We start from the raw sequence: 21,172 nt of genomic DNA on the forward strand, positions 1-21,172 counted from the left end.
CACAGGTTTTTCTCTGAAGCTGGCGCGCAAATTTGCGTCACGGCGGTGCTTTTTATTCGGTCTGAACCGCACGATCGTTTACCATAGTGACGTCATTTTTTAACAGGATGGTATTACTGGTGTCTGACTCTGCCGCTCGCCCGACTTTTTTATTCCATGACTACGAAACCTTTGGCACGCACCCGGCGCTGGACCGACCGGCGCAGTTTGCCGCCATCCGTACCGACGACGAATTCAACATTATTGGCGAGCCTGAGGTCTTTTACTGCAAACCGGCTGATGACTACCTGCCGCAGCCCGGGGCGGTCATGGTCACCGGGATCACGCCTCAGGAAGCGCGCGAGAAAGGCGTTAACGAGGCAGAATTCGCCCGACGCATCCACGATCTGTTTACCGTCCCCAATACCTGCGTGGTCGGTTACAACAACATCCGCTTCGATGACGAAGTAACGCGCAACATCTTCTATCGCAACTTCTACGATCCCTATGCCTGGAGCTGGCAGAACCGCAACTCACGCTGGGATTTGCTCGACATCATGCGCGCCTGTTATGCCCTGCGTCCTGAGGGCATTAACTGGCCGGAAAACGAGGAGGGGCTGACCAGCTTCCGGCTGGAACACCTGACGCGCGCCAACGGCATCGAGCACAGCAATGCCCACGACGCGATGGCGGACGTCTATGCCACCATTGCCATGGCGAAGCTGGTGAAAAACGCGCAGCCCCGGCTGTTTGAGTATCTGCTGAGCCACCGCAGCAAGCAGAAGCTCATGACCCTTATCGACGTACCGCAGATGAAACCCCTGGTGCATATCTCCGGCATGTTTGGCGCCTGGCGCGGTAATACCAGCTGGGTCGCCCCGCTGGCCTGGCATCCGGACAACCGTAATGCGGTCATCATGGTGGATTTAGCCGGCGATATTTCGCCGCTGCTTGAGCTCGACAGCGATAGCCTGCGCGAACGGCTTTACACCCCGAAAAATGAACTCGGCGATCTGCCCGCGGTGCCGGTCAAACTGGTGCATATCAATAAATGTCCGGTACTCGCGCAGGCGAATACGCTGCGCCCGGAAGATGCGGACAGACTGGGCATTAACCGTCAGCGCTGCCTCGATAACCTGAAAGTGCTGCGCGATAACCCGCAGGTGCGCGAGAAAGTAGTTGCTATCTTTGCCGAGGCGGAGCCGTTCGTGCCGTCTGAAAACGTGGATGCCCAGCTCTACAACGGCTTCTTCAGCGATGCCGACCGCGCGGCGATGAATATCGTTCTGCAAACCGAGCCGCGTAACTTACCGGCGCTGGATATTACTTTCGCCGATAAACGCATCGAAAAGCTGATGTTTAACTACCGCGCGCGTAATTTCCCCGGCACGCTGGACGAGGCAGAGCAGGATCGCTGGCTGCAGCATCGTCGCAATGTCTTTACCCCTGAGTTCCTTAATAGCTATGCCCAGGAGCTGGAAATGCTTTATGGCCAGTATGAGGGGAATGCTGAGAAACAGGCGCTGTTGAAATCCCTGTTCCAGTACGCTCAAGAGATTGTCTGAGCGAGGGGTATAAAAAAAGCCGGAGGCGATGTCTCCGGCTTTTTTTTGCCCGCTGGCACAGGCCAACGGGTGTGTCGTTTTGTAGGCCGGGCAAGCGCTAGCGCCACCCGGCGAGTCATTACGCGATGTCTTCGTACTGAGGAACCGGGTTACGGAAGCTCTTCGTGACGCAGGCCAGGTAAATCAGGCCGATACCCGCCCAAATCAGGCCAAGCACCATAGAGCTCTCTTCCAGGTTAACCCACAGCGCGCCCACGGTCAGGGCACCGCACATCGGCAGGAACAGATACTGGAAGTGATCTTTCAGCGTCTTGTTACGCTTTTCACGGATCCAGAACTGAGAGATAACCGACAGGTTAACAAAGGTGAACGCCACCAGCGCACCGAAGTTAATCAGCGCCGTTGCCATCACCAGGTCAAAGTTAATCGCCAGAAGCGCAATGGCACCGACCAGAATGATGTTCATCGCCGGAGTACGCCAGGTTGGATGAACGTAACCGAAGAAGCTTTTCGGGAATACGCCATCGCGGCCCATCACGTACATCAGACGCGCAACGCCTGCATGCGCGGCCATACCGGACGCCAGTACGGTAATGGTGGAGAAGATCAGCGCGCCAACCTGGAACGCTTTACCCGCCACATAGAGCATGATTTCCGGCTGAGATGCATCCGGATCCTTAAAGCGAGAGATATCCGGGAAGTACAGCTGCAGGAAATAGGTCGAGAAAATAAAGATCAGACCGCCAATCAGCGCCGTCAGGAAGATGGCGCGAGGGATCACGCGCTCTGCGTCTTTCGTTTCTTCAGACAGGTTGCTGATGCCGTCAAAACCGGTAAAGGAGAAGCACAGAATGGTTGCCCCGGTAATCATCGGGATCACATGGGCATCACCAGACCAGAACGGCTTGCTGCTCGCCAGAGTGCCGGCGCCTTCGCCGTGGAACACACCGTAAATCACCATGCCAAGAATAACGGCAATCAGGACAACCTGAAGCACAACGATAACGGAGTTAAAGTTGGCAACGGACTTAATGCTGCGCAGGTTAAAGGCGGTCATAAAGGCCACCAGCGCCACGACGAACATCCAGGATGGAATCGACGGCACCAGCGCTTCAAAATAAATTTTTGCCAGCAGAATGTTGATCATCGGCGCGAACAGGTAGTCGAGCAGCGAAGACCAGCCCACCATAAAGCCAACAGTCGGGCTGATGGATTTCTGGGCATAGGTGTAGGCGGAACCAGCAGACGGATAGCGACGCACCAGTTTACCGTAGCTCAGCGCGGTAAAGAGGATCGCAATCAGCGCGAAGCCATAAGCCGTCGGCACATGACCGTCTGTGAGGCCTGATACGATACCGAATGTATCGAACAGCGTCATCGGTTGCATATAGGCAAGGCCCATCATAACAACCGGAATCAACGTAAGCGTTTTACGTAATTCCACGCGAGAGGTGTTTGGAGTTGCGTTATGCGACATAGTTATTCTCCTTTACGGTGATAACCGCCACGTAAGCGAAAAATTGCCCCATTTCTTTCTTCCTCAGCGACAACAACTGTCGGATTTTAGTAAATATCTATCCGGTACGAAGCCCGGCCTCTTGGTTTTTAGTTTCGTTTCGTACATGCAAAAAAAAATAACCGACGCCTTTTATATCGTCGATTATTCATTTGGTTGCAGCGGCCGCATTTTGCCCCACATCGGATACAAAAGGCAATACTTTGCAAAGCATGGGACAATTTTCTTTTTACTAACTGGCTGATTTCTGGACGTCGGGCTGAGAGTAAACGGCGGCGATAGCACTATTTGCTAAAATCTCGTCTCGCCACCAGGCGCTTGCAAGCCCGGCAGTTTGTTCATTCCAGCCTACCCACACCGATTCATTACTGCTTTGAGCAAGTACCTGTTTTTCAACAAGCGCGCCGCTGTCAATAAACCGCTGCGCCAGATAGCGCGGTAAATAGCCGCAGCCCAGGCCGCTTATTTGCAGTTCCAGCTTGGTTTTAAAGTCGAAAACGGTAATGGCCTCCTGCTCATCAAGCAGCTGCGAGGAGACCGAGCATTCCGGACGAGAGCTGTCCCCGACCACGATGGCGCGATAGCCTTTAATCACGCGACGGTTAAGCGGCTCGGGTTCCTGAGCCAGCGGGTGATGGGGCGCCACGGCAAATACCTGCTCCAGCACGCCCAGCCGGGCAAAACCAAAATCACTCAGCTGGGGAGGCTCATGGAGCGCACCGACAAAGATATCCGCCCTGCCCTGCGTTAAGGCATCCCAGGAGCCCCCCAGCACGCCGTTGATAAAAATAAGCCGGGTCACGCTGTGGTGTTGATAAAAGGCTTCAATCAGCGGCGTCAGGAGAGAAAACGGAAAGGTATCATCCACGCCAATAACCAGCTCGTTTTCCCACCCCTGATGGAGTTTTACGGCCTGCTTTTCGAGTTCACGAACGGTATGGAGGACTTCACGGCCTTTTTCCAGCAGCATCTGTCCGGTACGGGTGAAACGTGCGCGGTGCCCGGTGCGATCGAGGATCTGGATATTGAGATCGCTTTCCAGTTTTTGAACGGTATAGCTCAACGCAGATGGGGTTTTGTAGAGCTTTGCTGACGCAGCGGCAAAGCTCCCCTCTTTTTCCAGAGCATCCAGAATAATAAGAACATCCAGCAGCGGTTTCATGCTCGCCCCCTTCTGGTGCGCGATCGTCTCCGCTGCGGGTCTTATTCCATGGGCATCACCAGCGGATCGGGATACTGATACTCAAACCCCAGCTCATGACAAATGCGATTGCCATCAACAACTTTGCCTTTGCTGTCATCCTTTGCCTCACCAAAAACCGGCGGAGCCAGGCCCAGCTGACGTGCCATCAGCGGGTAAAACGTGCTGCGTGCCGGATGAGAAGGTGCACATATATTATAGATGTGTCCACCTTTCGGAGCCTGTAAGAGTAGCTCAATCGCAGCAACAACATCGTCAAGATGCACAAGGTTGACGACATGCTGGCCGTCTGGCGCAGACTTACCGGCAAAAAAGCGTCCCGGATGGCGGCCAGGGCCCACCAGCCCCGCCAGACGTACGATATCGACCTGCGTGCCGGGAAGATTATGCAGCCAGTCTTCCAGCTCTTTCAGAACCTGACCGCTCGCCGTCACGGGACGGCGCTCGGAACTCTCTTTCACCACGCCTTCAACTTCGCCATACACCGACGTCGAGCTGGTAAAAATGATGCGCGGAACATGGTGCGCCAGCGCGCTGTCGACGATCTCCTGCATCGCCTGCAGATAAAACGACTCGCCCGGGCCACTGCGCCGCGCGGGGAGCGTGATCACCAGCGCATCGACGTTCATCAGCGTGTCCAGATCGTCAGCATCACACACCAGCTCCGGTTCAAGGCGCAGCTCAACGCCATCAATACCGCACATGCGCGCTGCCTCTACCCCATCCGCCGTGGTTTTGCTCCCGGTCACCTGCCAGCCTTTCGCGGCTAATGACATCGCCAGCGGCATTCCCAGCCACCCTAAACCGACAATCGCGACCTTTTTCATGCGAATTCTCCTGACTCTCACTCGTCTTTTATAAGGCTACGCCAGCCCGGCAGAACACACAATTCATAGCATCAATATGAAATGAATTAATGATCAAAAAAAGCCCTTGCAATATGTCGTACAACTGGTTTAGGTTAAAAGACATCAAATGAATAAGCATTCATCGAGAATTTATATGACACGCGTTCAATTTAAACACCATCATCATCACCATCATCCTGACTAGTCTTTCAGGCGATGTGTGCTGGAAGACGTTTGGATCTTCCAGTGGTGCATGAACGCATGAAAAAGCCCCCGGAAGATCTTCTTCCGGGGGCTTTTTTTTGGACCGAATTCAGACAGGTTAAAACAGGTTAACGAGGAATAAAGAATGTTAGATAACTCACGCTTACGCATAGCTATTCAAAAATCAGGCCGTTTGAGCGATGACTCACGCGAACTGCTGGCCCGCTGCGGGATTAAAATTAACCTGCACACCCAGCGCCTGATTGCTCTGGCTGAAAACATGCCCATCGACATTCTGCGCGTGCGTGATGACGATATTCCCGGCCTGGTCATGGATGGCGTCGTTGACCTCGGCATTATCGGGGAAAACGTGCTGGAAGAAGAGCTGCTGACCCGCCGCGCGCAGGGCGAAGATCCGCGTTATTTCACCCTGCGTCGTCTGGACTTCGGCGGCTGCCGCCTGTCGCTGGCTACGCCGGTTGACGAAGCGTGGGACGGCCCGGCCGCGCTGAACGGCAAACGTATCGCCACCTCTTACCCTCACCTGTTAAAGCGTTATCTCGACCAGAAAGGCGTGCAGTTTAAATCCTGTCTGCTGAACGGCTCCGTTGAAGTGGCGCCGCGTGCGGGTCTGGCGGACGCCATCTGTGACCTCGTCTCTACCGGCGCGACGCTGGAAGCCAACGGTCTGCGCGAAGTGGAAGTGATCTACCGCTCTAAAGCGTGCCTGATTCAGCGCGACGGCGACATGGCCGACGCCAAGCAGCAGCTGATCGACAAGCTGCTGACCCGCATTCAGGGCGTGATTCAGGCGCGTGAGTCCAAATACATCATGATGCACGCCCCAACCGAGCGTCTGGATGAAGTGATTGCCCTGCTGCCGGGCGCTGAGCGTCCAACCATCCTGCCGCTGGCGGGCGATCAGCAGCGCGTGGCGATGCACATGGTGAGCAGCGAAACCCTGTTCTGGGAAACCATGGAAAAACTGAAGGCGCTGGGCGCAAGCTCCATCCTGGTGCTGCCTATTGAGAAGATGATGGAGTAATGGCCATGAGCTTTAACACAATCATCGACTGGAACACCTGTAGCGACGCACGGCAGCGCGAGCTGCTGATGCGCCCGGCGATTTCCGCCTCTGAGAGCATCTCACGTACCGTGGCGGAGATCCTGGATAACGTCAAAGCCCGTGGCGATGACGCGCTGCGTGAATACAGCGCGAAGTTTGATAAGACGGAAGTCGGCGTATTACAGGTTACCGAGCAGGAAATCATTGATGCCAGCAATCGTCTGGGTGACGACATCAAGCAGGCAATGGCTGTTGCGGTGAAAAACATTGATACCTTCCACACCGCGCAGAAGCTGCAGACCGTAGATGTCGAAACCCTGCCCGGCGTGCGTTGCCAGCAGGTAACCCGCCCGGTTGCGTCCGTCGGCCTCTATATTCCCGGCGGCTCTGCGCCGCTTTTCTCCACCGTACTGATGCTGGCGACTCCCGCGCGGATTGCCGGGTGTCAGAAAGTGGTGCTGTGCTCGCCGCCACCGATTGCCGACGAGATCCTCTACGCGGCGAAGCTGTGCGGCGTGCAGGCGGTCTATAAAGTGGGTGGCGCGCAGGCGATTTCGGCCCTGGCGTTCGGCACGGAATCCATTCCGAAGGTCGACAAAATCTTTGGTCCGGGCAATGCGTACGTGACCGAAGCCAAGCGCCAGGTCAGCCAGCGTCTGGACGGCGCGGCCATCGATATGCCTGCTGGCCCGTCTGAGGTGCTGGTGATTGCCGACAGCGGCGCAACGCCGGACTTCGTCGCCTCCGACCTGCTTTCTCAGGCGGAACACGGCCCGGACTCGCAGGTCATCCTGCTGACGCCGGACGCCGATATGGCGAAACGCGTGGGCGAAGCCGTTGAGCGACAGCTTGCCGACCTGCCCCGCGCCGACACGGCACGTCAGGCGCTAGCGGCCAGCCGCCTGATTGTGGCGCGCGACCTGGACCAGTGTATTACCATCTCCAACCAGTACGGCCCGGAGCACCTGATCATTCAGACCCGCAACGCGCGCGATCTGGTTGACAGCATTACCAGCGCGGGCTCGGTGTTCCTCGGCGACTGGTCACCGGAGTCCGCGGGCGATTACGCCTCCGGCACCAACCACGTGCTGCCCACGTACGGCTACACCTCTACCTGTTCGAGCCTGGGCCTGGCGGATTTCCAGAAACGCATGACCGTGCAGGAGCTCTCCCGCGAAGGGTTTGCGTCACTGGCGTCTACTATTGAAACCCTGGCCGCCGCCGAGCGGCTGACCGCCCACAAAAATGCCGTTACGCTGCGCGTTGCAGCCCTGAAGGAGCAAGCATGAACATTGAAGAGTTAGCCCGCGAAAATGTCCGTCGCCTGACGCCTTACCAGTCGGCGCGTCGTCTGGGCGGTAAAGGGGATGTCTGGCTGAACGCCAACGAATTCCCGACCGCGGTGCAGTTTGAACTGTCGCAGCAAACGCTGAACCGCTATCCGGAGTGTCAGCCGAAAGCGGTGATTGAAAACTACGCGCAGTATGCGGGCGTGAAGCCAGAGCAGGTGCTGGTCAGCCGCGGTGCGGATGAGGGTATTGAACTGCTGATTCGCGCCTTCTGCGAGCCGGGCAAAGACGCGGTGATGTACTGCCAGCCTACCTACGGCATGTACAGCGTCAGCGCGGAAACCTTCGGCGTAGCGTGTCGCAACGTGCAGGCGCTGGAGAACTGGCAGCTGGATCTTCAGGGGATTGCCGACAATCTCGATGGCGTAAAAGTGGTGTTTGTCTGTAGCCCGAACAACCCGACCGGACAGATTATCAACCCGCAGGATATCCGCACCCTGCTGGAGATGACGCGCGGTAAAGCGCTGGTGGTTGCCGACGAAGCCTACATCGAGTTCTGCCCCCAGGCGACGCTGGCAGGCTGGCTGGAAGAGTATCCGCACCTGGTGGTGCTGCGCACGCTGTCGAAAGCTTTTGCCCTTGCGGGTCTGCGCTGCGGCTTTACGCTGGCGAATAAAGAGGTCATCGACCTGCTGCTGAAAGTGATCGCCCCGTACCCGCTCTCAACGCCGGTTGCCGATATTGCGGCACAGGCGCTAACGCCTCAGGGGATCAACGCGATGCGCGAGCGCGTGGCGCAAATTCTGGAGGAACGTCAGTATCTGGTGACCGCCCTGAAGGATATCCCTTGCGTGGAGCAGGTATTCGACTCTGAAACTAACTACATCCTGGTGCGCTTCACCGCATCGAGTGCCGTATTTAAATCTTTATGGGATCAGGGCATTATCTTACGAGACCAGAATAAACAACCTTCTCTGAGCGGCTGCCTGCGCATTACCGTAGGCACCCGTGCAGAGAGCCAGCGCGTGATTGACGCCCTGAAAGCGGAGAAAGTATGACCCAGAAGATCCTTTTCATCGATCGTGACGGCACCCTTATTTCGGAGCCACCAGCCGATTTTCAGGTCGACCGATTCGACAAGCTGGCTTTTGAACCGGACGTGATCCCGGTGCTGCTTAAGCTGCAAAAAGCCGGATACAGGCTGGTGATGATCACCAACCAGGATGGTCTGGGTACCGACAGCTTCCCGCTGGCGGACTTTGACGGCCCGCATAATTTAATGATGCAGGTGCTGACCTCTCAGGGCGTGGTATTTGATGAAGTGCTGATTTGCCCGCACATGCCGGCCGACGAGTGCGACTGCCGTAAGCCAAAGGTGAAGCTGGTAGAGCGCTACCTGGCTGAAGATGCGCTGGATAAAACCAACAGCTATGTCATCGGCGATCGCATCACCGATATTACTCTGGCGGAAAATATGGGCATCGCGGGGCTGCGCTACGACCGCAACAACCTGAACTGGGCGAAGATTGGCGAGCAGCTCACAAAACGCGACCGCTATTCCCACGTAGAGCGCAACACCAAAGAGACGCAGATTGATGTGAAGGTCTGGCTGGACCGTGAAGGCGGCAGCAAGATCCACACCGGCGTCGGTTTCTTCGATCACATGCTGGACCAGATTGCCACCCACGGCGGTTTCCGCATGGAAATTACGGTAAAAGGCGATCTCTACATAGACGATCACCACACCGTGGAAGATACCGGCCTGGCGCTGGGTGAAGCCCTGAAGCTGGCGCTCGGCGACAAGCGCGGCATTAACCGTTTCGGCTTTGTCCTGCCGATGGACGAGTGTCTGGCGCGCTGCGCGATGGACATCTCCGGCCGTCCGCACCTGGAATACAAAGCTGATTTCACCTACCAGCGCGTGGGCGATCTGAGCACCGAAATGGTGGAGCACTTCTTCCGCTCCTTGTCCTACACCATGGGCCTGACGCTGCACCTGAAGACCAAGGGCAAGAACGACCACCACCGCGTGGAGAGTCTCTTTAAAGCCTTTGGCCGTACCCTGCGCCAGGCAATTCGCGTGGAAGGTGACGCCCTGCCTTCATCGAAAGGAGTGCTGTAATGAACGTGGTCATTCTGGATACCGGATGCGCCAACCTGAACTCCGTGAAATCGGCCATTGCGCGCCACGGCTATGAGCCGGTGGTAAGCCGTGACCCGGACGTGGTGCTGCGCGCCGACAAACTCTTTTTGCCGGGCGTGGGCACCGCGCAGGCGGCGATGGATCAGATTCGCGAACGCGAGCTGGTCGACCTGATCAAAGCCTGTACCCAGCCGGTGCTGGGCATTTGTCTGGGCATGCAGATCCTGGGCCGCCGCAGCGAAGAGAGCAACGGCGTTGACCTGCTGGGCATTATTGATGAAGACGTGCCGAAAATGACCGATCGCGGCCTGCCTCTGCCGCATATGGGCTGGAACCGCGTCTACGCCAAAGCGGGCGACCGGCTGTTTCGCGGCATCGAAGACGGCGCGTATTTTTACTTCGTGCACAGCTACGCCATGCCGGTGAACGTGAATACGATCGCCCAGTGCACCTACGGCGAGGCGTTTACGGCGGCCGTACAGAAAGACAATTTCTTCGGCGTGCAGTTTCACCCGGAGCGCTCTGGCGCCGCTGGCGCGCAGCTGCTGAAAAACTTCCTGGAGATGTGATGATTATTCCCGCGTTAGATTTAATTGACGGTACGGTTGTCCGTCTGCATCAGGGCGATTACGGCCAGCAGCGCGACTACGGAAACGACCCGCTTCCGCGTCTGCAGGATTATGCCGCCCAGGGTGCGCAGGTACTGCACCTGGTGGATTTGACGGGCGCGAAAGATCCGGCGAAGCGCCAGATCCCGCTGCTTAAACAACTTGTTGCGGGTGTTGATGTGCCCGTCCAGGTCGGCGGCGGCGTGCGTACGGAAGATGACGTCGCGGCGCTGCTGGACGCTGGCGTGGCCCGCGTGGTGGTGGGCTCAACCGCCGTGAAAGATCCTGAGACGGTGAAAGGCTGGTTCCGCCGCTTTGGTGCCGATGCCCTGGTGCTGGCGCTGGACGTGCGTATTGACGAACAGGGTAATAAGCAGGTGGCCGTTAGCGGCTGGCAGGAAAACTCCGGCGTGACGCTGGAAGAGCTGGTCGATATCTACCTGCCCGTTGGCCTGAAGCACGTGTTGTGTACGGACATCTCCCGCGACGGGACGCTGGCGGGCTCCAACGTCTCGCTGTATGAAGAGGTCTGTACGCGTTATCCGCAGGTGGCGTTCCAGTCTTCGGGCGGTATCGGTGATATCGGCGACGTGGCCGCGCTGCGTGGTACCGGTGTGAAGGGTGTGATTGTGGGTCGGGCCCTGCTGGAAGGTAAATTTACTGTGACGGAGGCGATTCAATGCTGGCAAAACGGATAATCCCCTGCCTGGACGTACGCGATGGTCAGGTCGTGAAAGGCGTGCAGTTCCGCAACCACGAGATCATTGGAGACATCGTCCCGCTGGCAAAACGCTATGCCGATGAAGGCGCCGACGAGCTGGTCTTTTACGACATCACCGCCTCCAGCGATGGCCGCGTGGTCGATAAAAGCTGGGTGGCACGCGTGGCGGAAGTGATCGACATTCCGTTTTGCGTGGCGGGCGGTATTAAGTCCGCTGACGACGCGGCCAAAATTCTCTCGTTTGGCGCCGACAAGATTTCGATTAACTCCCCTGCCCTGGCCGACCCGGAGCTGATCACCCGCCTCGCCGATCGTTTTGGCGTGCAGTGTATTGTAGTTGGGATCGACACCTGGTATGACGCCGCAACGGGCAAGTACCACGTGAACCAGTACACCGGAGATGAAAGCCGCACGCGCGTGACGCAGTGGGAAACGCTCGACTGGGTGCAGGAAGTGCAGAAGCGTGGCGCGGGCGAGATTGTCCTCAACATGATGAACCAGGACGGCGTGCGTAACGGGTATGACCTCGAGCAGCTGAAAAAAGTCCGTGCGGTCTGCCACGTTCCGCTGATCGCCTCCGGCGGCGCGGGCACCATGGAACACTTTCTTGAAGCCTTCCGCGATGCGAACGTGGACGGCGCGCTGGCCGCGTCCGTGTTCCACAAACAGATTATTAATATTGGTGAGTTAAAAACGTACCTGGCCGACCAGGGCGTGGAGATCAGGGTATGTTAACAGAGCAACAACAGGCGCAGCTGGACTGGGAAAAAACGGACGGGTTACTGCCGGTGGTTGTCCAGCATGCCGTCTCAGGCGAAGTGTTGATGCTGGGGTATATGAACCAGGACGCGCTGGCGAAAACGATCGACAGCGGCAAAGTGACCTTCTACTCGCGTACGAAACAGCGCCTGTGGACCAAAGGCGAGACCTCGGGTCATTTCCTGAATGCAGTGAGCATAACGCCTGACTGCGATAACGACACCCTGCTGGTGCTGGCAAACCCAATCGGCCCAACCTGCCATAAGGGCACCAGCAGCTGCTTCGGCGAGGCGAGCCACCAGTGGTTGTTCCTGTATCAACTGGAAAAGCTGCTGGCAGAGCGTAAAACGGCTGACCCTGAAAGTTCGTATACCGCAAAGCTGTACGCCAGCGGAACCAAGCGTATTGCGCAGAAGGTAGGTGAAGAAGGCGTTGAAACCGCGCTGGCCGCGACGGTGCATGACCGCGAGGAGCTGACGAATGAAGCGTCGGACCTGATGTATCATCTGCTGGTGCTGCTGCAGGATCAGGAGCTGGATTTGACGGCGGTGATTGAAAATCTTCGCAAACGGCACAAATAAAAAAACCGGGGAATATCCCCGGTTTTTTTTATATGCAAATCAGGCTTTTGGTTTGTAGTTGCGCAATGCGTTGCGGCCAAGCACCACTCCAGAACCAATTATTCCACCCAGCAGCACGGCCAGAATTAGAACTATCGCATTTTTCGGGCTGTCACGACGTACAGGGAGTTCCGGCTTCATAACATAACGGTAAACGTGGATCGTTTCCGGGCTTACGTTCAGATTCTGGATGTCCAGTAGATTTCGCCTGGTCTGATAATAGGCTCTTGGGAAGACCAACGGGAGAGAAGCTTCGTTGTCAATCATTGATTTCAGCCCCTCACTTCCCAGCAGGAACATCGTTTCCTGAGTCACTTCCTGGGTTTGCTGAAGCTGCGGCGAGGTAATTTTTGCCGCTTCTGCGTTCTTCAACGCCTCAGCAATCTGTTTGATACGCAGATCTTTTTGCTCCTGAGCTACCCTCTCCTGGTTTTTCAGAGAATCCTTCAGGGTCTTGATCTGCTCCTTAATATTGTCATTAAGGTCAGCGGCGAGCTCTTTAGCTGTTTGCTCATCAACCTGCTGAATGAACTGCGCCAGCTGCTTTTGCGCAGCGTCTGCAGAAGTACTGGTATAAGAGACACTTAACGGGAGCGGCTGCCCTTTAACCGTTGACTCAATGATAAGTTTTTCAGGCACAGCCTGATTTTCGAGCGCCTGTGACAATGCCGAGAATGAGGCGTTAAAACGGCCAATTGCGCGCGTTTGGTTGTCAACCATTGTAGGTGCTGCGGTACCATACAGGATATTTAACGCATTAGAATAGCTGGCAATCTGAGCCGCATCTGGTTGCGTAATAATCGCACTTGAGGTCCATTTTTCCTTTGCGACAGAGATATATCCAATTGCCAGGGCGATACAAACAACAACAAAGGCTGCTATCACCCACTTCCCACGCCACAGCTGGAACACTAAATCAAGTAAATCAATTTGCTCAGGATCATTGCTTCGGATGACCTGGCTATTATTGTTTTGCGTCATACAATCCCTAACTGATAAAAAAAGGGCAAACATAATTAAGTTTGTATAGTTTAACGATTACTGGCGATTTTTCTATAAGAATCCGATGAGTAATATCGGAAAGATGGGTTATGTAAACAACCCCCTTCGCGCTATCATAGATGCCATGTGATGCGTTACGGCATCTAAAGAATAGGGTTTATGAGGGAAGCTATGAAATTTTTGGTCACGGGTGCAGCAGGTTTTATCGGTGCGAATGTCAGTAAACGCCTCCTTGAGGCTGGTCATCAGGTTGTCGGTATCGATAACCTCAATGAATACTACGATGTCAACCTGAAGCTGGCACGCCTGGAACTGTTAAAATCTGAGCGTTTCACCTTTCACAAGCTGGAATTAGCCGACCGGGAAGGTATGGCCACGCTTTTCGCGGCTGAGAAGTTTGATCGTGTTATTCATCTTGCCGCCCAGGCGGGTGTACGCTACTCTCTTGAAAACCCTCACGCGTATGCAGATGCCAACCTTATTGGGCATCTCAACGTGCTGGAAGGCTGCCGCCATAACAATGTTCAGCATCTTCTGTATGCCTCATCGAGCTCAGTATACGGTCTCAACCGCAAGATGCCTTTCTCCACTGACGACTCCGTGGATCACCCGGTCTCGCTCTATGCCGCGACTAAAAAAGCCAACGAGTTGATGTCGCACACCTATTCGCATCTGTACAACTTGCCGACCACCGGGCTGCGCTTCTTTACCGTGTATGGTCCATGGGGCCGTCCGGATATGGCGCTGTTTAAATTCACTAAAGCGATGATTGAAGGCAAAAGCATCGACGTTTACAACTACGGCAAAATGAAGCGCGACTTCACATACATCGACGACATCGCCGAAGCCATTATTCGTCTGCAGGATGTCATTCCTCAGGCTAATGCAGACTGGACCGTTGAGACCGGTTCCCCGGCGACCAGCTCCGCGCCGTATCGCGTTTACAACATTGGTAACAGCTCGCCGGTCGAACTTATGGACTACATTACCGCGTTGGAAGAAGCGCTGGGTACAAAAGCAGAGAAAAACATGCTGCCTCTCCAGCCAGGGGATGTTCTGGAGACCAGTGCCGATACCCAGGCTCTTTATGAGGTGATCGGATTTAAACCGCAAACCTCGGTTAAGGATGGAGTGAAAAACTTCGTTAACTGGTACCGCGAGTTTTACAAAGTCTGAAAATAAAAAACCCGGCTTATCCGCCGGGTTTTTTTATGGAGCAAGAGAATTAGTCGCTACCGAATAGATCGCGGGTATAGACTTTGTCCGCTACGTCAGCCAGTTCTTCCGCCATGCGGTTTGAAATGATGACATCGGCTTCTTTCTTAAAGGCATCCAGATCGCGGATCACCCGGGAATTGAAGAACTGATCGTCCGGCATGGCAGGCTCATAGATTACAACCTCAACCCCTTTCGCCTTAATGCGCTTCATGATCCCCTGAATGGAAGAGGCGCGGAAATTATCGGAGCCACTCTTCATGATCAGACGGTATACGCCGACCACTTTCGGTTGACGCGCAAGGATGGAATCGGAGATGAAATCTTTACGTGTACGGTTAGCGTCAACAATCGCCGAAATGAGGTTATTCGGCACAGCCTGATAATTTGCCAGCAATTGTTTAGTATCTTTTGGCAGGCAATAGCCACCGTAGCCAAATGACGGGTTGTTGTAGTGGTTGCCAATACGCGGATCGAGACACACACCTTCAATAATCTGGCGGGTATTCAGGCCAAGACTCTCTGCATAGCTGTCCAGCTCATTGAAATAAGCTACCCGCATTGCCAGGTAGGTATTCGCGAAGAGCTTAATCGCCTCAGCTTCGGTGGAGTCGGTGAATAGCACCTGAATATCTTTCTTCACTGCGCCTTCCTGAAGCAGCGCAGCAAAGCGTTCAGCGCGCTCTGAACGTTCGCCAATGACGATACGCGAAGGATGCAGGTTATCGTAAAGCGCTCTCCCCTCACGCAGGAATTCAGGCGAGAAGAAGATATTATCAATACCGAACTTTTCTTTAATAGATTTGGTAAACCCAACAGGAATGGTCGATTTAATAACCATCACCGCGTCAGGGTTAATCGCGATAACGTCTTTGATAACCGCTTCTACAGTTGAGGTGTTGAAGTAATTGGTTTTAGGATCGTAGTCAGTAGGCGTCGCAATGATGACGTAATCCGCATCGCGGTATGCATCTTCTTTATCTGTCGTGGCGCGGAAATTCAGCGATTTATTGCTGAGATAGTCCTGAATTTCTTTATCCACAATCGGCGATTTTTTCTGATTGAGCATATCCACTTTGGCCTGCACGATATCCAGCGCAACCACTTCATGATTCTGGGCAATCAGAATGCCGTTAGAAAGACCGACATACCCTGTTCCGGAGATTGTTATTTTCATTCGCTAATGACTTCTGTGAGTTAACTGTACTGATGGCCGCCAGACCATCGCGATAAACATAACTGTTGGGCTTTGTACCTCCTGGCAAACTGAACTGTCAAGGCAAACCAGGAGTAATCACTACGAGCGGGGCGAGATTCAGACTACTTCGAATAACAGACGACACTTTTTGCATAAAAAAACCCGGAGGCAAGCTCCGGGTTTTGATTACAGCGAGTAAGTTAACTTATTCCATCCATTCGGTATGGAACACGCCTTCTTTATCGGTACGTTTGTAAGTATGCGCACCGAAGTAGTCACGCTGTGCCTGAATCAGGTTAGCTGGCAGCACAGCAGCACGGTAGCTGTCGTAGTAGGCTACTGCAGCAGAGAAGGTCGGAACCGGGATACCGTTCTGGACAGCGTAGGCAACCACGTCACGCAGCGCCTGCTGATATTCATCCGCAATTTTCTTGAAGTACGGTGCCAGCAGCAGGTTGGCGATACCGGCGTTTTCAGCATAGGCATCGGTGATTTTCTGCAGGAACTGCGCACGAATGATGCAACCCGCGCGGAAGATCTTCGCGATCTCACCGTAGTTCAGATCCCAGTTGTTCTCGTCTGACGCCGCACGCAGCTGAGAGAAGCCCTGGGCGTAAGAAACGATTTTACCCAGGTACAGTGCACGACGCACTTTTTCAACGAATTCGGCTTTATCACCCGCTGGTTTAGCCTGCGGACCAGACAGCACTTTAGATGCCGCGACGCGCTGCTCTTTCAGGGAAGAGATGTAACGCGCGAAGACGGATTCGGTGATCAGAGACAGCGGTTCGCCCAAATCCAGAGAGCTCTGGCTGGTCCATTTACCGGTACCTTTGTTCGCAGCTTCATCCAGAATCACATCAACCAGGTATTTACCCTCTTCATCTTTCTTCGTGAAGATATCTTTGGTGATGTCGATCAGATAACTGTTCAGCTCGCCTTTGTTCCACTCAGTGAAAGTTTCCGCGAGTTCTTCATTGGAAAGGTTCAGACCGCCTTTCAGCAGGGAATAAGCCTCAGCAATCAGCTGCATGTCGCCGTATTCGATGCCGTTGTGCACCATTTTGACATAGTGACCAGCACCGTCCGGACCGATGTAGGTCACACACGGCTCGCCATCTTCGGCAACGGCAGCGATTTTAGTCAGAATAGGAGCAACCAGTTCGTATGCTTCTTTCTGGCCACCAGGCATGATGGATGGGCCCTTCAGTGCGCCCTCTTCACCACCAGATACACCGGTACCGATGAAGTTAAAGCCTTCAGCAGACAGCTCACGGTTACGACGAATGGTGTCCTGGAAGAAGGTGTTACCGCCATCAATGATGATGTCACCTTTTTCAAGGTAAGGCTTCAGGGAGTCGATAGCTGCATCGGTACCTGCGCCTGCTTTCACCATTAACAGGATACGACGAGGCGTTTCCAGAGACTCAACGAACTCTTTCACCGTATAGAAAGGAACCAGTTTCTTGCCTGGGTTCTCGGCAATCACTTCTTCGGTCTTATCACGGGAGCGGTTGAAAACGGAGACGGTATAACCACGGCTTTCGATGTTGAGCGCCAGGTTGCGCCCCATCACTGCCATACCGACAACGCCGATCTGTTGCTTGGACATTACATACTCCTGTCAGGTGTGGTCACCACGGCTTATGCGCGGCTTGAAATGTGGTTGAGATGTTAACTCAGTATTAGGTGACATGAATAGCTTTTGCTGATCTATGTCACACTGATTGCACAATCCAGGTACAGTCAAGCCGCCAGAAATACGCCGGCGGCAGACCCTCACTTCCTGAGCAAAGCCATAATTTCTTGCGTTTTCTCTTCCATCAGCGCCGTGTCAGCACGGGACTCCACGTTCAGGCGCACCACCGGCTCGGTGTTGGACGAGCGCAGGTTGAAGCGCCACTGCGGGAACGCCATGCTGATGCCGTCCGTACGGTCAATTTCCAGCGCGTGGATCGCAAAGTGCTGCTCCACGCGGGCAATGGCCTCGGCCGGCTGCGCCAGCTTGCTGTTGATCTCCCCGCTCGCCGGGAACGCCGCCATACGGTCGCGCACCAGCTCGCCCAGCGTCTGTCCCTTCAGGCACAGCAGCTCGGTCACCAGCAGCCACGGGATCATCCCGCTGTCGCAGTAGGCAAAGTCACGGAAGTAGTGGTGGGCGCTCATCTCGCCGCCGTAGATGGCGTCTTCTTCGCGCATGCGCTCTTTGATGAAGGCGTGGCCGGTTTTGGACATCACCGGCGTGCCGCCCGCCGCTGACACCACGTCGACGGTGTTCCAGGAAAGGCGCGGGTCATGAATGATTTTCGCACCCGGGTTTTTCTCAAGGAACGCTTCCGCCAGCAGGCCGACAATGTAGTAGCCCTCGATGAACTGCCCTTTCTCGTCGAACAGGAAGCAGCGGTCGAAGTCACCGTCAAAGGCGATGCCCATGTCCGCGCCGTGCTCAATCACCGCGTTGCGGGTGTCGTCGCGGCACTCCGGCAGCAGCGGGTTAGGAATACCGTTCGGGAAGTTGCCGTCCGGGGTGTTGTGCACCTTGACGAAGGTCACCGGCACGTTCAGCGCCTTAAAGCGCGCTTCCAGCGCATCGACAACCGGACCGGCCGCGCCGTTACCGGAGTTGATGACCAGCTTCAGCGGCTTGAGGTTCGCCACGTTGATGTAGCCCAGCAGGTGGTCGATGTACTCTTTCTGCAGGTTGATTTTTTTGTAGCTGCCGCGCTTCGCGTCGTTTACCGGCGGGAAGTCGTTGGCTTCCGCCAGGCGCTGCACGTCGCGCAGGCCGGTGTCGCCGCTGATAGGGCGTGCGCCCTTGCGCACCAGCTTCATCCCGTTGTAGTCCATCGGGTTGTGGCTGGCCGTCACTTCGATACCGCCGTCCACGCCCAGGTGGAAGGTGGCAAAGTAAATCTCCTCGGTCCCGGAAAGGCCGATATCCAGCACGTCCACGCCCGCGTCCTGCAGCCCTTTCGCCAGGGCCAACTTGAGGGATTCGCTGGTCAGACGCACGTCGCCGCCCAGCACGATGGTCTGCGGTTTTAAATATTCGCCGTACGCGCGGCCAATGCGCCACGCGATGTCTTCATTCAGCTCTTCGCCCAGCCTGCCGCGAATATCGTAGGCTTTAAAACAGGTTAATTTTTTCATAGGCTTCGCTCCTTCGGAGAATCATGTCCATTTCAAATATGTAGTTAATGGCATGGATTAATGGTAATCAGATTCGCCCGTAGCGATCTTTAAAACGAACGATATCATCTTCTCCAAGATACGTTCCGGAACGCACTTCAATGATATTAAGAGGTATTATTCCTGGATTTTCGAGGCAGTGACGAACTCCCTGAGGGATATAGATAGACTCATTTTCTCGGAGCAATTTCACTTCCTCACCCAAAGTTACTTGGGCAGTACCTGAAACCACAATCCAATGCTCAGCTCGGTGATGATGCATCTGTAAAGACAATCCTTCACCTGGCTTCACAGTCAGTCTTTTCACTTGATACCCATTACCCGTATCGATCGAGTCATACTTGCCCCACGGACGGTATACTTCGCGGTGAATGTGGTGCTCGTGGCGGCCATCCGCCTTGATCTTCTCCACCACTTTTTTAACGTCCTGCACGGCGTTACGATCGGCAATCAGCACAGCGTCTTTGGTCTGGACAACCACCAGATCTTTCACCCCAACCGTAGTCACCAGGCCAGACTCAGCGTAGACGTAGCTATTTTCCGTTGCATAGCTGATGACATCGCCATGATGAACATTGCCGCTGAGATCTTTATCACTGATATCCCATAATGAAGACCAGGAGCCAACATCGCTCCAGCCTGCATTCATTGGCACGACCACCGCATCAGCAGTTTTTTCCATAACGGCATAATCAATTGACTCGTCAGGACAGGCCAGAAATGCCTGTTCGTCTACCCTGACAAAATCCAGATCAGGGTCAACGCCAGCGATTGCCTCTTCGCAAGCGGCCAATATATCAGGTCGGAATTTCGCCAACTCTTCCAAATAACGTGATGCGCTGAACAAAAACATGCCACTATTCCAGTAATAATCACCACTGGCAATATATTCCTTAGCCGTAACCAAATCTGGTTTTTCAACAAATTGAGCTACATCAAAGGCAAATTTAAAGTTATTTTCAGATACGCATGTACCACGACGAATATAACCGTACCCCGTTTCAGGTTGATTAGGAACAATACCAAATGTGACTAACTTTCCCATCTCTGCAAGAGGTATTGCACTACTAACAGCTTGACGAAAAGCATCTTCATTCTTGATGACATGATCTGCAGCAAGAACAAGAATAAGAGAATCCTCAGACTGCGTAGTACGTAAGATGGTTAGAGCAGCTAATGCTATAGCAGGAGCAGTATTTCTTCCTGTTGGTTCAAGAATGATATTCTGAGTTAGTTTATCAAGCTGACGCAACTGCTCAGCAACAATAAAACGGTGATGCTCGTTACAAATCACAATCGGGTTTTCACATGCAATACCATTAAGACGATTAATGGTTGTTTGCAGCATAGTCAGCTCCCCTGTTAGACAAAGAAACTGTTTCGGATAAAGCTCACGAGAACGCGGCCACAACCTACTACCTGCTCCCCCAGCCATAATTACTGGAAAAAGACTCATATATAATCAACCCTTTGTTAACAACGCATCAACCCATTCAGATAAAGATAAACATCCTGAAATTTTAACACGTTCATCTTCACTAATAAGATTTTTAATATATTTATCACATTGCTCGGTAGACCACTCAAGCCCTGTATCTCGATCAATAACCGTAACATTATGGCTATTAATATGTGCCAGCACTGTTGGGTTAGTTGTCACGAGCTGGCTATTACTTTGGAGTGTTTCCCATGTACGCATCGTCAGACCCGTTTGTTTCTGATGATGGATATCAATAGTATGATGACTTACAGCAGTAATTTCTTCTAGTTTTTTTCTTGAGATTGGTTTAAAAGTTACCCATTCTTTTGGACAAGAACGCAATGCGGGATTTAAGAGGTAATAAAAAATGTACTGCAATCGACTTTGGAAATATATCTTAACATAAGACTTGATTGTTTTTTTAGGACCTAAAAAACGAGAAAGCACATTTACACGATCACCATGATAGCTACCAATGAAGCAATAGTCGAATATTATTTTTTTATCGTGATCATGTTGTTCATCATGATGACATGAATTATAAAATAGAGGTAAGTATGGTATTTTAT

General features: G+C 53.9%; 20 protein-coding genes, 1 pseudogene and 1 other annotated feature. Of the genes and pseudogenes, 11 read left to right on the forward strand and 10 right to left on the reverse strand.

Annotated features, from left to right (window positions below; all coding sequences use genetic code 11):
- Positions 1-107: 107 nt before the first annotated feature.
- A complete protein-coding gene (sbcB, locus tag UR289_RS07840; protein WP_375379103.1) occupies positions 108-1,544 on the forward strand; it encodes an exodeoxyribonuclease I in 1,437 nt (478 codons plus the stop codon).
- Between the two features lie 118 nt (positions 1,545-1,662).
- Here sbcB and plaP read toward each other — a convergent pair whose 3' ends face one another.
- From plaP to UR289_RS07860, 4 genes are all read right to left on the reverse strand, one after another.
- On the reverse strand, positions 1,663-3,021 hold the full coding sequence (gene plaP, locus UR289_RS07845; RefSeq protein WP_087822838.1) for a putrescine/proton symporter PlaP: 1,359 nt from the start codon (positions 3,019-3,021) through the stop codon (positions 1,663-1,665).
- Positions 3,011-3,073: a membrane protein YoeI gene (gene yoeI, locus UR289_RS07850; RefSeq protein WP_099458931.1), complete on the reverse strand. Its 63-nt coding sequence runs from the start codon at positions 3,071-3,073 to the stop codon at positions 3,011-3,013. The genes plaP and yoeI overlap by 11 nt, the downstream gene beginning before the upstream one ends.
- Before the next feature lie 219 nt (positions 3,074-3,292).
- Complete coding sequence (locus UR289_RS07855; protein WP_096151385.1) at positions 3,293-4,222, reverse strand: LysR substrate-binding domain-containing protein; 930 nt, start codon at positions 4,220-4,222, stop codon at positions 3,293-3,295.
- Positions 4,223-4,263: 41 nt separating this feature from the next.
- Positions 4,264-5,088 carry an SDR family oxidoreductase gene (locus UR289_RS07860; RefSeq protein ID WP_039263825.1) on the reverse strand — a complete coding sequence of 275 codons (825 nt, stop codon included), beginning with the start codon at positions 5,086-5,088 and terminating at the stop codon, positions 4,264-4,266.
- Positions 5,089-5,263: 175 nt separating this feature from the next.
- Here UR289_RS07860 and hisL point away from each other — a divergent pair, with 175 nt between their 5' ends.
- From hisL to hisIE, 9 genes are all read left to right on the forward strand, one after another.
- On the forward strand, positions 5,264-5,314 hold the full coding sequence (gene hisL, locus UR289_RS07865; protein ID WP_001364200.1) for a his operon leader peptide: 51 nt from the start codon (positions 5,264-5,266) through the stop codon (positions 5,312-5,314).
- Positions 5,290-5,413, forward strand: a sequence feature (His leader region). (Overlaps the previous gene by 25 nt.)
- Before the next feature lie 45 nt (positions 5,414-5,458).
- On the forward strand, positions 5,459-6,358 hold the full coding sequence (gene hisG, locus UR289_RS07870) for an ATP phosphoribosyltransferase (protein WP_028018500.1): 900 nt from the start codon (positions 5,459-5,461) through the stop codon (positions 6,356-6,358).
- Positions 6,359-6,363: 5 nt separating this feature from the next.
- On the forward strand, positions 6,364-7,668 hold the full coding sequence (gene hisD, locus UR289_RS07875) for a histidinol dehydrogenase (protein ID WP_320709654.1): 1,305 nt from the start codon (positions 6,364-6,366) through the stop codon (positions 7,666-7,668).
- A complete protein-coding gene (gene hisC, locus UR289_RS07880; RefSeq protein ID WP_032658765.1) occupies positions 7,665-8,726 on the forward strand; it encodes a histidinol-phosphate transaminase in 1,062 nt (353 codons plus the stop codon). Before hisD ends, hisC begins: the two co-directional genes overlap by 4 nt.
- A complete protein-coding gene (hisB, locus tag UR289_RS07885) occupies positions 8,723-9,790 on the forward strand; it encodes a bifunctional histidinol-phosphatase/imidazoleglycerol-phosphate dehydratase HisB (RefSeq protein ID WP_320709656.1) in 1,068 nt (355 codons plus the stop codon). Before hisC ends, hisB begins: the two co-directional genes overlap by 4 nt.
- Positions 9,790-10,380, forward strand: coding sequence for an imidazole glycerol phosphate synthase subunit HisH (hisH, locus tag UR289_RS07890; protein WP_032636077.1), 591 nt, complete (start codon positions 9,790-9,792; stop codon positions 10,378-10,380). The genes hisB and hisH overlap by 1 nt, the downstream gene beginning before the upstream one ends.
- Positions 10,380-11,117 (forward strand): 1-(5-phosphoribosyl)-5-[(5-phosphoribosylamino)methylideneamino]imidazole-4-carboxamide isomerase, encoded by a 738-nt coding sequence (hisA, locus tag UR289_RS07895; protein ID WP_221702109.1) that lies wholly within the window; start codon positions 10,380-10,382, stop codon positions 11,115-11,117. The genes hisH and hisA overlap by 1 nt, the downstream gene beginning before the upstream one ends.
- Complete coding sequence (gene hisF / locus UR289_RS07900) at positions 11,099-11,875, forward strand: imidazole glycerol phosphate synthase subunit HisF (protein WP_023330862.1); 777 nt, start codon at positions 11,099-11,101, stop codon at positions 11,873-11,875. Before hisA ends, hisF begins: the two co-directional genes overlap by 19 nt.
- Positions 11,869-12,480: a bifunctional phosphoribosyl-AMP cyclohydrolase/phosphoribosyl-ATP diphosphatase HisIE gene (gene hisIE, locus UR289_RS07905; RefSeq protein WP_320709658.1), complete on the forward strand. Its 612-nt coding sequence runs from the start codon at positions 11,869-11,871 to the stop codon at positions 12,478-12,480. The genes hisF and hisIE overlap by 7 nt, the downstream gene beginning before the upstream one ends.
- Positions 12,481-12,519: 39 nt before the next feature.
- On the opposite strand, the gene wzzB is transcribed toward hisIE, so the two are convergent.
- On the reverse strand, positions 12,520-13,500 hold the full coding sequence (wzzB, locus tag UR289_RS07910; RefSeq protein WP_320709660.1) for an LPS O-antigen chain length determinant protein WzzB: 981 nt from the start codon (positions 13,498-13,500) through the stop codon (positions 12,520-12,522).
- A gap of 192 nt (positions 13,501-13,692) precedes the next feature.
- On the opposite strand from wzzB, the gene UR289_RS07915 reads away from it, so the two are divergent.
- Positions 13,693-14,697 carry an NAD-dependent epimerase gene (locus UR289_RS07915; protein ID WP_182930940.1) on the forward strand — a complete coding sequence of 335 codons (1,005 nt, stop codon included), beginning with the start codon at positions 13,693-13,695 and terminating at the stop codon, positions 14,695-14,697.
- 49 nt (positions 14,698-14,746) lie between these two features.
- On the opposite strand, the gene ugd is transcribed toward UR289_RS07915, so the two are convergent.
- From ugd to UR289_RS07940, 5 genes and pseudogenes are all read right to left on the reverse strand, one after another.
- The gene (gene ugd / locus UR289_RS07920) at positions 14,747-15,913 is read right to left on the reverse strand and encodes a UDP-glucose 6-dehydrogenase (RefSeq protein WP_033145958.1); all 1,167 of its coding nucleotides are present in this window, start codon (positions 15,911-15,913) and stop codon (positions 14,747-14,749) included.
- 226 nt (positions 15,914-16,139) lie between these two features.
- Positions 16,140-17,546, reverse strand: coding sequence for an NADP-dependent phosphogluconate dehydrogenase (gndA, locus tag UR289_RS07925; protein WP_028013772.1), 1,407 nt, complete (start codon positions 17,544-17,546; stop codon positions 16,140-16,142).
- Positions 17,547-17,713: 167 nt separating this feature from the next.
- Positions 17,714-19,084, reverse strand: coding sequence for a colanic acid biosynthesis phosphomannomutase CpsG (cpsG, locus tag UR289_RS07930; RefSeq protein WP_320709663.1), 1,371 nt, complete (start codon positions 19,082-19,084; stop codon positions 17,714-17,716).
- A 67-nt stretch (positions 19,085-19,151) separates the two neighbouring features.
- Positions 19,152-20,579: a mannose-1-phosphate guanyltransferase gene (cpsB, locus tag UR289_RS07935; protein WP_210867535.1), complete on the reverse strand. Its 1,428-nt coding sequence runs from the start codon at positions 20,577-20,579 to the stop codon at positions 19,152-19,154.
- Between the two features lie 6 nt (positions 20,580-20,585).
- Positions 20,586-21,172: pseudogene (locus UR289_RS07940) on the reverse strand (hypothetical protein); the annotation flags it as partial.

Source organism: Enterobacter sp. 302C9 (assembly GCF_034106085.1).
Taxonomy (GTDB): domain Bacteria; phylum Pseudomonadota; class Gammaproteobacteria; order Enterobacterales; family Enterobacteriaceae; genus Enterobacter; species Enterobacter asburiae_B.